We start from the raw sequence: 11,113 nt of genomic DNA, 5'->3' as shown, positions 1-11,113 counted from the left end.
CCTGGATGGTCTGCACCTGTTCAAGGGCCCGAAGGAAATTGCTGCAACGCACAAAAACAGCATGGAGACACGATGGAACGCTATCTACTCGGCGTCGACAGCGGCTCGACCGCCACCAAGGCCGTCGTCTTTGACACATCCGGACGCACCGTCGCGGTAGGAAGCCGACGCGTCGAGCAGCGCCAACCGCGTGCGCGGCACGTGGAGCGGGACATGCAAGAGGTTTGGGCGGCAGCCTGCGGCGCCATCCGCGATGCGTTGGGCAAGATTCCCGCAGACTCGGTCGCGGCCGTGGGCGTGACCGGGCACGGCGATGGGCTCTATCTCGTCGACAGCGCCGGCGCGCCACTCGGACCAGGCATTCTGTCGCTCGACAGCCGTGCATTCGAGGTATCCGAACGCTGGCGTGATACAGGCGTGCTTGAAGAAGCGCTGGCGCTGACTGGACAGCAGCCCTATCCCTACGCTGCCGTGAGCTTGCTCAAGTGGATTCAGCTCAACGAGCCACAGCGCTTTGCGAAGATCGGCCACGTGCTTTTTTGCAAGGACTGGCTGCGTCTATGCCTGACCGGCGTAGCGGCCACCGATCCGACCGAAGCGAGTTCGTCCTTCACCGACGTCAACACCCAGACTTACAACGCCGATGTCCTCGCGCTCTACGGCCTGACGTCGATCGCTCATGCGCTGCCCGAGATCATTGCTTCGGCGGCGCCCGCCGGCCGGATCACCGCGCAGGCCGCCGCGCAGACCGGTCTGAAGGAAGGCACGCCCGTTGCCTGCGGGCTGCACGATGTCACGTCGAGCGCCCTCGGCATGGGCAACATCGAGCCGGGCGTTCTTTCGATTACGGCGGGCACGTTCAGCATCAACGAAATCCTGTCCGATCGACCGCAACTGGATCCGCGCTGGTCATGCCGCAACGGCACGCGTCCTGGGCAGTGGATGAACATGTCCATTTCGCCCGCGTCGTCCAGCAACGTCGACTGGGCGTTGCGCGAACTCTTTCAGCACGAAACGCAGGAAGCCTCGCGGCGTGCCTGCTCGTTGTTCGACCTGATCGGCGACGAAGTGCAAGCGGCCTTCACGGAGCCGAGTTCGGTCATGTTTCATCCCTTCCTCTTCGGCTCGCCGTTCGAGCAACCGGCGAGCGCATCGTTCTTCGGCATACGCTCGTGGCATCGTCGGGCGCACCTGGCGCGTGCCGTGCTCGAAGGCATGGTGTTCAACCACCGCTGGCACGTCGAAGCGTTGACGAGCGCTTTTCCTGCGCATCGGGCAGGGCTGACTGGCGGAGGATCGTCGAGTCCCTTGCTTGCGCAGCTATTCGCCGATGTACTCGGCGTCGCAATCGATATCCCCGAGAGTCCGGAGGCCAGTGCGCTTGGTGCTGCGCTCTGCGCCGGTGTCAGCGTAGGCGTTTTCGCCTCGCTTTCCGATGCGTCCGCGCGTGCGTGCCGGGTCGCGCGCACGTATGTTCCGGACACCCAACGACATGGCCAATTCGACGAGACGTATGCGCTCTGGTCGCGGCTCGCGGCAGCCATGCAACCCTTGTGGCCCGCGCTCGACCATGCGGCCATCGCACACTGAAGGCGGAGAACATCGATGACAGAACGAAACCGCGAATTCTTTCTCAACCGCGTGAGGCAACAGCCAAACGTCAGCGTGTTGATTATTGGAGGCGGCATCAACGGCGCGGGTCTCTTTCGCGACCTCTGTTTGCAAGGCGTCGACTGCCTGCTGATCGACAAGACCGATTTCGCCGCTGGGGCGAGCAGCGCGCCGTCGCGTCTTATCCATGGCGGCGTGAAGTACCTCGAAACCGGCGAGTTTCGTCTCGTGGCCGAATCCACGCTGGAGCGCAATCTGCTGCTGAAAAGCGCGCCGCACTATGTGCAGCCGCTCGAAACCGTATTGCCGATTCACTCGTACTTCGGCGGCATGATCGCGTCCGCGCGCCGCTTCTTCGGCATGAAGGCGAAGCTCACCGAGCGCGGCGCAGTCATCTCGAAAATCGGTCTGGCAATGTATGACTTTCTCGGCCGGCATGACCGTACGATGCCGCGGCATCATTTCGCGCTTAGAAAGCAATCGCTGCAGAGCCTGCCGCTGCTTGACCCTGCGATCAAGGCGACTGCCACGTATTACGACGCCAAAGTGACTCACGCCGAACGGTTGAACTTCGAACTCGTCGCCGATGGTCTCGCTGCCTGCGAGCACTCTTCCGCAGCGAACTACATGAGTGTCGATCATGTGGAGAACCGCGTTGTATGGCTGCGTGATCTCGTGACGCAGGAGCGCATCGCTGTGGAGCCCGCTATTGTCGTCAATGCGGGCGGCGCGTGGATTGACAGCGTAAATGGCGCGCTCGGGATCGAGCGGAAATACATTGGCGGAACGAAGGGATCGCATTTGATCGTCGATCATCCCGAACTCCACGCGCAACTGCGCGGCCGCATGGTGTACTACGGCTCGAAAGACGGTCGCATCTCGCTCATCTATCCGTTCATGGACAAGCTGCTCATCGGCTCGACCGATATCCGGGTCGACGATCCGGACGGCGTGCGCTGCGAAGACGACGAGGTTGCCTACATGCTCGGCGTATTGCGTGAAGTCTTTCCAAGCGTGCATCTTAAGCCATCGGATATCGCCTTCCGGTATAGCGGCGTGCGGCCACTTCCCTATTCAGACGCCGCGAACCCCGGCGATGTGAGCCGCGATCATGTGGTGCATGTCGATCAACTGCCGGGTACGCAGATTCCAGTGCTGTCGCTGGTGGGTGGCAAATGGACGACGTTTCGTGGATTCGCGGAATCTGTCGCCGACGATGCGCTCAGACGCCTCGGACGCACGCGAAAGATCAGTACGCGTCACGAGCCGATCGGCGGTGGGCGGGGTTATCCGCACGATGCTAGGGAACGGGACGCGTGGGTCGGTGCAATTGCGCAACGGAACAATATTTCGGCGGCACGGGCCGAGACGCTTTTTGACCGATATGGGACTGCAGCGGAGGGGGTTGCGGCATTTTGCGCGCAGGTGGAAGACGGGAGTGCGGATCGTTTGCTCACTGGCGAGTCCGGGTATACGGCCCATGAGATCCGATACTTGTGCGAACACGATATGGTCACGCATCTCGCGGACTTGCTTTTTCGCCGCACTACTATTGCGATCTCAGGGCATTTTACGGACGCGTTGGTGCTGGAGGCCTCTGGCGTTGCTGCAGAGGTGCTGGGGTGGGATGAGGCACGCACTCTGCAGGAAATTGATGCGGCGCGTGAAATTGCGTGTGAGCGGTATGGTGTTGTGCTTTCGAGCGGCAAGCATCGGTCGCCTCGGGGATCGCATGTTGCTCGCGCGCCGCGTGCTTCGGGACCGTAATCGTGTCGTTTTGTGCGCTGGTGGCATGCGTTTGGGCGGTGACGCGTGGAAGTTATTTTCTGATCGATGTGTGAGGATAAGATAAGTATTCTTATCATAAGGAATTGATTTAATCTTGAAACTTTGATGTTTGAAAACCTGCCTCACCCGATCCCCGGCCCCGCCTTCCGCTGAAGCGGGCGGTTTTCCCGATGCCGGTGAACCCGCAATCCTCAACTCCAGCGAGATGAAAGCGCGGCGCCTGAGCTTCGCGTCAGTCCAGGCGTTTGCATCTGTCAACCCTCCACGTTTGCCCCGGTAACTCGCGCGGGCGTTAGAGCCGCTATAAAAGAATGGCGGTTCACGAGGCGTAGAATACGCCCTTCATTCAACGCATCCAGATCCGGGCGGCGCCACGAATACCCTGAAAATCCAGGCTCCGAGTGTGTCGTTGGTTGGCGAACTGGCCTGAGCGGCAGCCGGGCGAACAAACCAAGGTGCGTCTTGCCTGGGCGGTTCGGCGGCTTGGGGAAACGTGCGCAGTACGGCATCAACTGATTAGATAACGAAAGAAACATGCAGACCGTTGCGGTACTCGACTTCGAAACAACCGGGCTTTCGCCGAATCTGGGCGACCGCGCTACCGAGATTGCCGTCATCCTCCTGCGTGACGGTCAGATTGTTGATCGTTACCAGAGCTTGATGAACGCAGGACGGCGCATCCCGTCCGATGTCGTTGCTCTCACCGGCATCACGAACGACATGATCGCATCGGCTCCTCCTGTATCGAAAGTCATGAGGGAAGCTGCAGCGTTTGTTGGAGATCATCCCGTCGTTGCCCACAACGCCGGTTTCGACAAGCGGTTTTGGCAGGCAGAACTGGGGCTTCTTGGAGTGCGAGCGGAGCATTCGTTTGCTTGCACGATGCTCGTCGCCAGGCGGATCTACCCACGCGCCCAGAGTCACCGCCTGGCTAGTTTGGCGGAGATGCTTCGGTTACCGAAATCGGGTCGTGCTCACCGGGCGATGGTTGACGCTGAGGTCGCCAGCCATCTATGGTGCCGATTGCAGCACGACATCGCTCAAACTTACGGGCTGAAGCGAATCGATCATGCCCTCATGGCTCGATTGCAGAAAACCAGCAAGACGAAGGTTGCGACATTTCTGGGCTCGCTGTCTAACGACTGAGCCCGCAGCGCCGAACAACCTGGACCGCCCCTCTATCAGTAGGGGACGGCCGAGGGGGCCTTCCGGAGGCACTGTCACGTTGTCGTGTTGATGACGCAGTAGCTGATAACCGGCGCCGGACGACGGCTATCACCCGCTCTAATCGCGCAATCCCTTTGCGCATCTGGTCAGGTGACAGGTTCGCCTGCGAGGGCTGCTGCGGTGTTTTCCGTAGTCTATTGAACGCGTCCGTATTTCAGCCCGTACTCATATTCGGTACACAGTAGCTGGCTGAAGATCCGACGCGACGTCACCTGTCGAGAAAGAAGAGTACCTGTGGGATGCGCGAACAACTGGAACGACGGCATCCACAAACGCAATACGGGTTGGCCGGATGGCATACACCACGGGTGGTTGGTCATACGCAATTCCGGACCGGTCGAAGCGCGGCACTGCGTGTCAGGCGCCGATGCTTTCCTCAAATTCGAATAGTGCTCCCTCATGAGCCTCAAGCATGCCGCGCACATCGGGCAGCGCACGGCGAACCTTCGGGCGCGCAGACCTCGGGAGATTCGAGCAGGCGAGCTCGATATCGCCGCTTCTGTGCTCGCCGAGCATCGCGAGCATCACGCACGCCTGCTGTATGTCTTTCTGCGACTTAACCAGCATGTTGGTGCGCAAGCGTGAAACGAGGATCTTGTGGATCGCGAAGCGTGCGGGGTCCGGCACGCGAACCGGCACCGCGCCGTGCCTTGAAAGCAGCGTGCCCATGTGGGACTGGCCGAGCAGGTAGGCGAGATAAGGCATCCCGCTCGCATGCGCCCCGAGCTCTGGAACGGCGACGGTCGGAAATGTGTTGTCCTTCGAAGGCACAAGCAGATCGACGTGAAAGCGCGTCCGCCCCGCCTGCTTGAACGACGTGGGCGGATCGCCCCTGTTGAACCCCGGCACCGGCACGAAGTCAATTCCAGTTTCTTTCAGGATTTCGAGCAGGCCGCCCGAGGGCACACCCTGAAGCGCAAGTTGGCGGGCGCGCGCGATATCAATGTCCTCGGTCTCGTAGGCAAGCGCTTTGATACCGAGGCTGTTGAGCAGAACCGCGTACGCGTGAGAGCCCACGAGCACCGCGCCGGCCTGGAAGAGTCCGTGATTGTGGAGGACCGCCATGGTCGCGTAGGTCTTGTTGTCGGCGATCTGGAAGCCGAGCTTCGCGAGTTCCCGGATGCGGCTGATGAGATCTTTGGACTGCTCGATCTGTGCCATCACCGCAGCGACGCGCTCGTCGGCCGCCGGATCGCCCTTGGGTCCGCCAAGACTCTCCTGCTGCCGCTTGCCCTCCGCGTTCATGAACTGCCGATAGTAGTAGACAGCGCTCCCGCGATGGTGCTCCGTGATCGTACCCGGCGCGCCTACGAGAACCCGCCCCTGGCTGGCGGCCGCCTGCTCGACGTTCGCGTACTGGGAGCAAAATGCCTGATCGTGTCGCTGGTAAAGAGGAAGTCCGTGCATGTCAGAAATTGCAGTAATTTTACTAATTTTACTGCAAAATGCGCATGCCTGATTGCAGTAATTTCATGAAAATTACTGCAATCATCATGGGGTGCCTCGCGGGCACGTGCCCCTAAACTGTTCGTTACGCGCGCAGTCTCGCCGTCCATGCCCGGAACGAACGCGCGCGCATCACTCTCCTCAAAAGCGATCTCCCGGTGTCCCGGATCGCCTGGCGCTTGGGCTTCATCGATCTCCCGCGCACTCCACAGGGAGAACGGCGTCACGCCGTCCAAATTCAGGCGCATCGGGCCATCGAACTGACTAGCCGTGCGCGGTCCACGCGGCAAACAGTTGCGCCGGGAAGCCGTCACGTATGCTTGACGCTATAGTCAGTATGCTCGACAAGCTGCCGGGAGCGGAGTCAAACTGCAGATAAACCGGCTTGTGACCTCCGCCCGGTCGACGCGGACCAGCGGACCTCAAATGCGCACTCGACTTTCAAGGGCAACATGAAGAAGATTAACGTGGACGCCGGCCCATTCCGCTTTGTCGGCCGACTGGAAGAAGAAAGGGCACCTCGCACCTGCCAGCGCTTCCTCGAATTGCTGCCGTTCAGGAACAAGGTGATTCATTCCCGCTGGAGCGGCGAAGCCGTATGGATTCCGTTGGGCGATTTCGATACCGGCCTCAAGTTTGAAAATCACACCAGCCACGCGTCACGCGGGGATATCCTTCTGTATCCAGGAGGATTCAGCGAAACTGAATTCCTGTTCGTCTATGGCAGCTCAATCTTCGCGAGCAAAATGGGCCAGCTTGCCGGGAACCACTTCTTTACGTTGCTCGAAGGCCACGAGCATCTCGAGGCATTCGGCAAACTCGTGCTGTGGGAGGGCGCGCAGGACATCGAGTTTTCTCTGGTGGACGACTAATGGGCCAGCTGGCCGCGTATCGTTTCGAATGGCTGCTTCCGGGTCACGGTTGGCCCACGCATTTGCCGGCTGAGGAAATGAGTGCTCGCTTGCTGGAGTTGGTTGAACGCATGCGACATGATTGAAGCCGCCGGAATCCCTCGTGCCGGCGTCACGCAAGCATCTCTTTGGGATGTTTAATCCCAGCCCACTACTGCAAGCTCGGAAACACGCAACGAGAGACTGTCTCTACTCTCGCTGCGGCGCCGGCGCGCGGCACCGAATATGACGGTCTTCTCGAGCGCGAACTCAGGGAGGAGGTGAAGGCCTACGTCAACGGCCTGCCGCGAGAGTCGTAGTGCCAAAGCCACCGCGGGCGCGAGATCATGCCGCCGCAAGCGCAGGCCGGCTCGCACTGCGTGTGGCCACACCTCGATGCTGCTCCTTCCCGGCGTCGACCGAATGTGTTGTCGAGGTGCGGTCTCATACAGGAGTCGACCATGTCCTCTCACCAGTGCTCCCGTTGCAGTTGAAAAGGGGATGCGCATATCTGTCATCGGGCTCCCCAAGATTAGCGGTTAAGGGGGCGTAACCGTGATAGCACTGTAAGCGCCGCCCCATCAACAACTCACTCCGGTTCAGGTAAGCCGACATGGAATGCGCCCCTTTTTCTGCTTCGAAAGCGCTTGCCGGTCTCTGATGCCTAATAGGTATAATCGCCGCCCGGGTGGCGCAAAAATCAAACAAGGGGACATGTCGTGCGCGCGACAATGGCAGCGGTAATGGCAGTTGCGGCAATGAGTGTGACGACGGCGGCCGTGGCCGCCGTCGAGTATCGCGAACAATGGACGCAGCCGGATGTGCGGCACGGCGCCGTCGAGAAACGGGCCGAGGCATCAGGTCAGAATGCGCTCGGGGCGGCTGCGGGCAACGCGTGTGTTTGCCAGCCTGCGGGCGCCGGCCCGCGAGCCGCGGCAACCCGCCCTGCACCGCCGTCGGGCGATCATAAAAACCAGGATGACGACGGAGCGCTCAAGGCGGGGGCAGCGATGCTCGGGCTTTGGCCGCAAGACTCGGAGAACCATACAGGTCACGTCGTGACCGGGCAGATTGTCCGCAGCGTTCGGCACGAGCCGGTTGCTGCCGCACACGCGCCGGAGGGTGGATCGCATCACGCGTTTAACTATGGCCGTCGCGCAAACGTTTGGCATGCGCCGAGTACTGTCGCGCGAACGACAACGGACGCGCCGCCGCATCGCAGGTCAGCCGGCAACAGTAAGGACAACACCCGGCACAAGCCGGTCGCTGGCGCGCGCCTGGCGGCAAAGATACCGCCGCACAGTGACGGCTCGCGACGTTCGCTCGCAACTGCCGCCGCTCATCCGGTGCCGCATCATCGCCTCGTCGTCGAGACGAAGCCGATGCAACCGAAAGTGCTGCCGAACTCGCCACGACGGGAATTGCCGCCCATTCTCAGTTGATACTGCATATAAACTGCGCAGAGATTCGCTCTCTGCGCTTCGTTTCGCGCAGCGGCACGTCGTGCGACATTCCCGCCAATCGCTCGATCTGGTCACGGCATGACGCATCGAGAGATCACCTGGATGTTCCTGCAGATACGTTTGGGAAACTCCGCTCATGCGCGCGCGCCGCATCTTTTCCCGTTCCCAGCACACGTTTCGCCGAATCGCGCCGCGTGCATGCGAATCTGACAGGCCGTTAGTTGCGTTGAATTGTCGACCGTTTGCTTCTGCCGCTCGACTTCTGCCCTCCGCGATTATTTTGATGCACCTTGTCCGTCAGCATGACGTGCGAGCGTCATTATGATGGCGGCACGATGTAATTCATCCGCCTCAACCCCATGACGGAGGCTCAAATGGAATACCTCTTGATGATCTATTCGGAAGAAAACGGCTGGAACCAGATGACCGACAGCGAGCGACAGCAAGGCGTCGCCGCCTATCACGCGTACACCGAATCGCTCCAGAAAGCGGGGGCGCTGGTGGGTGCCAACCGGCTGCAGCACACGAATACGGCCACGACCGTGCGGCTGGTCGACGGCAAGCCGCAAGTGCTCGACGGACCGTATTCCGATTCGAAGGAGCAGCTCGCGGGCTACTACCTGATCGACGTACCCAACCTGGACGCGGCAATGGCGTGGGCGTCGCGGTGTCCAGGCGCGGCGCACGGCATCATGGAAGTGCGCCCGGTCTGGACCGCTCCGTACGATGCGCCATCTGCTGCATGAGCCAGTCCGGCGGCGGCCGTCACGCTGATGCCGCCGCACATTCCATTGCCGAGGCAGTCGCGCGCCGCAGTTACGGCAAGCTCGTCGCGCTGTTGGCGATGCGCACGCGCGACGTCGCCGCGGCCGAGGACGCACTCGCCGACGCGTTTGCGGCGGCGCTCACGGACTGGTCGGAGCACGGCTGCCCCGCGAGCCCCGAAGCCTGGCTGATGACCGTTGCGCGCCGCCGGGCGATAGATGGCGCACGCCATCGCCATGTCGGTGACGCAGTGGTGAACCAGCTCGCGATCCTCGCGGAAGAGATCGACGAGTGCGAACCCGGCGCGTTGCCCGACCGGCGGCTCGCGCTACTCTTCGCGTGCACTCACCCTGCACTCGAGGCCGCGATTCGCACGCCGCTAATGCTGCAGGTAGTGCTGGGCCTGGAAGCGAAGACGATTGCATCCGCATTTCTGATGTCTCCCGCCGCCATGAGCAAGCGCCTCGTGCGCGCGAAGACCAAGATCCGCGAAGCGGGCATTCCGTTCAGCGTGCCCGAGCGTGAGGAACTGCCCGGCCGGCTCGACTCAGTGCTTGAAGCTGTCTATGCAGCGTATGCGGAAGGTTGGACGGACCCGGTCGGCGGCGATACCGAACGGCGCGATCTAGCTGACGAGGCGCTGTATCTTGCACAATTGCTCGTCGAACTACTGCCCGAGGAACCGGAGACGCTGGGTCTCCTTGCGTTGATGCTGTTTGCGCAGGCGCGACGCGACGCCCGACGCGATGCGGCCGGCGATTACGTGCCACTATCGGCTCAGGACCCGGCAACATGGAACGCACCGATGATCGACGCAGCCAACGCACTGCTGCGGCGCGCGAACGCTTTAAATTCAATCGGTCGCTTTCAACTCGAGGCCGCGCTGCAGTCGGCGCATGTGCATCGCTGCCGATCGCATTGCCCGAACTGGGACGAGATCGTGCAACTGTACGATGGGCTGCTCGCCATAGCAGCTTCGCCGGTGATCGCGGTGAACCGCGCACTCGCACTGGCGGAACGCGACGGCGCACAGGCGGCGCTCGACGCGCTCGCGCCATATGCGAACGATCCGCGGCTGACTGAGTACCAGCCATACTGGGCCGCGCGCGCCAATTTGCTCGCCCGCGCCGGCGCTAAGACCGAAGCGCTTGACGCGTACGATCTTGCGATCGGCCTCGAGCGCGATCCGGCCGTGCGCCGGTTCCTGCAGCGCAAGAAACTCGAGCTTGCATCGACGGGTTGAATCCGCAAACGCTCCAGGACAAAGAACCGGCAACCGTTTCCTATTGACGTATTGATCTGCATAACGAACGATTTTTAATCGGCATTTACCTGATGCCAGCTCGGCATCACAGGCCCCACCTCAGGCGCGGCCGCCCAACCCTCGCATCCGCCGTGCGAAATGCGCGCGCTCCGCGTCGTCCATCAGCGTGAGGAACTGATCCGTTTCCATATGAATCAGTTCTTCGTGATCGCCCGCCTCGAAGTAGACGTCCGGCTGGCCTGCCAGGCTCGATTCCAGGTAGGTTTTCATGCCATACGCCATACAAATCGGCGGCAGCGCTCCCGCATCGCAGTCCTTGAACAATTCGCGTAGTTCGACTTCCGTGGCCAGGGCGAGCCGGCGCCCTGTCTTGTTCCAGAGCTCGGAAAGTTGTACGGCGTAAGTTGAAGGCAGCACGGCGGCCACATAGCCGTGATCGTCCTCAAGGAGCACGGTCTTGGCGAGGCGGTCACCGGGAATGTGCGCCGCAGCAGCCGTTTCGACACTCGAGTGGCTGTATGGGTGACGCACAACTTCGTAACGGGACCCCTTGCTGCGCAGGCACTCCTGCAGGGTTGGCGATATCGACATGGCACACCTCCTGTCGAATACCTGAAAAGGGACAAACGCTTGCGATCTTTTAAGAATAGGTCACGCCC

Annotated in this window: 9 protein-coding genes and 1 pseudogene; 8 read left to right on the top strand and 2 right to left on the bottom strand. The window is 61.3% G+C overall.

Features of this window, described 5'->3' with window-relative positions:
- Positions 1 to 72: 72 nt before the first annotated feature.
- The 3 genes from E1N52_RS22390 (at position 73) to E1N52_RS22380 (ending at position 4,545) form a co-directional block, all read left to right on the top strand.
- A complete protein-coding gene (locus E1N52_RS22390) occupies positions 73 to 1,590 on the top strand; it encodes an FGGY-family carbohydrate kinase (protein ID WP_133184917.1) in 1,518 nt (505 codons plus the stop codon).
- 15 nt (positions 1,591 to 1,605) lie between these two features.
- On the top strand, positions 1,606 to 3,378 hold the full coding sequence (locus E1N52_RS22385; protein WP_133184916.1) for a glycerol-3-phosphate dehydrogenase/oxidase: 1,773 nt from the start codon (positions 1,606 to 1,608) through the stop codon (positions 3,376 to 3,378).
- A gap of 555 nt (positions 3,379 to 3,933) precedes the next feature.
- Positions 3,934 to 4,545, top strand: coding sequence for a 3'-5' exonuclease (locus E1N52_RS22380; RefSeq protein ID WP_133184915.1), 612 nt, complete (start codon positions 3,934 to 3,936; stop codon positions 4,543 to 4,545).
- A gap of 438 nt (positions 4,546 to 4,983) precedes the next feature.
- Here E1N52_RS22380 and E1N52_RS22375 read toward each other — a convergent pair whose 3' ends face one another.
- Positions 4,984 to 6,033 (bottom strand): GSU2403 family nucleotidyltransferase fold protein, encoded by a 1,050-nt coding sequence (locus E1N52_RS22375; RefSeq protein ID WP_133184914.1) that lies wholly within the window; start codon positions 6,031 to 6,033, stop codon positions 4,984 to 4,986.
- Between the two features lie 491 nt (positions 6,034 to 6,524).
- On the opposite strand from E1N52_RS22375, the gene E1N52_RS22370 reads away from it, so the two are divergent.
- The 5 genes and pseudogenes from E1N52_RS22370 (at position 6,525) to E1N52_RS22350 (ending at position 10,433) form a co-directional block, all read left to right on the top strand.
- The gene (locus E1N52_RS22370) at positions 6,525 to 6,944 is read left to right on the top strand and encodes a DUF3830 family protein (RefSeq protein WP_133184913.1); all 420 of its coding nucleotides are present in this window, start codon (positions 6,525 to 6,527) and stop codon (positions 6,942 to 6,944) included.
- A pseudogene (locus E1N52_RS44865) lies at positions 6,944 to 7,069 on the top strand (MBL fold metallo-hydrolase); the annotation flags it as partial. The gene E1N52_RS22370 and the pseudogene E1N52_RS44865, both read left to right, overlap by 1 nt.
- 651 nt (positions 7,070 to 7,720) lie before the next feature.
- Complete coding sequence (locus E1N52_RS22360; RefSeq protein ID WP_133184912.1) at positions 7,721 to 8,404, top strand: hypothetical protein; 684 nt, start codon at positions 7,721 to 7,723, stop codon at positions 8,402 to 8,404.
- Between the two features lie 395 nt (positions 8,405 to 8,799).
- Positions 8,800 to 9,171, top strand: a complete 372-nt coding sequence (locus tag E1N52_RS22355) for a YciI family protein (RefSeq protein WP_028207700.1) — start codon at positions 8,800 to 8,802, stop codon at positions 9,169 to 9,171.
- Positions 9,168 to 10,433: an RNA polymerase sigma factor gene (locus E1N52_RS22350; protein WP_133184911.1), complete on the top strand. Its 1,266-nt coding sequence runs from the start codon at positions 9,168 to 9,170 to the stop codon at positions 10,431 to 10,433. The genes E1N52_RS22355 and E1N52_RS22350 overlap by 4 nt, the downstream gene beginning before the upstream one ends.
- Before the next feature lie 120 nt (positions 10,434 to 10,553).
- Here the strand turns inward: E1N52_RS22350 and E1N52_RS22345 are convergent, their stop codons facing one another.
- Positions 10,554 to 11,045, bottom strand: coding sequence for an aminoacyl-tRNA deacylase (locus tag E1N52_RS22345; RefSeq protein ID WP_133184910.1), 492 nt, complete (start codon positions 11,043 to 11,045; stop codon positions 10,554 to 10,556).
- Positions 11,046 to 11,113: the final 68 nt, after the last annotated feature.

The organism is Paraburkholderia guartelaensis, from assembly GCF_004353905.1.
In the GTDB taxonomy this organism is placed as follows: domain Bacteria; phylum Pseudomonadota; class Gammaproteobacteria; order Burkholderiales; family Burkholderiaceae; genus Paraburkholderia; species Paraburkholderia guartelaensis.
This window is presented reverse-complemented; position numbering and strand designations above follow the sequence as displayed.

Coding starts and splice junctions, on each gene's coding strand:
- E1N52_RS22390 (WP_133184917.1), top strand. CDS start 73: ATGGAACGCTATCTACTCGGCGTCGACAGCGGCTCGACCGCCACCAAG.
- E1N52_RS22375 (WP_133184914.1), bottom strand. CDS start 6,033: ATGCACGGACTTCCTCTTTACCAGCGACACGATCAGGCATTTTGCTCC.
- E1N52_RS22385 (WP_133184916.1), top strand. CDS start 1,606: ATGACAGAACGAAACCGCGAATTCTTTCTCAACCGCGTGAGGCAACAG.
- E1N52_RS22360 (WP_133184912.1), top strand. CDS start 7,721: ATGAGTGTGACGACGGCGGCCGTGGCCGCCGTCGAGTATCGCGAACAA.
- E1N52_RS22370 (WP_133184913.1), top strand. CDS start 6,525: ATGAAGAAGATTAACGTGGACGCCGGCCCATTCCGCTTTGTCGGCCGA.
- E1N52_RS22380 (WP_133184915.1), top strand. CDS start 3,934: ATGCAGACCGTTGCGGTACTCGACTTCGAAACAACCGGGCTTTCGCCG.
- E1N52_RS22345 (WP_133184910.1), bottom strand. CDS start 11,045: ATGTCGATATCGCCAACCCTGCAGGAGTGCCTGCGCAGCAAGGGGTCC.
- E1N52_RS22350 (WP_133184911.1), top strand. CDS start 9,168: ATGAGCCAGTCCGGCGGCGGCCGTCACGCTGATGCCGCCGCACATTCC.
- E1N52_RS22355 (WP_028207700.1), top strand. CDS start 8,800: ATGGAATACCTCTTGATGATCTATTCGGAAGAAAACGGCTGGAACCAG.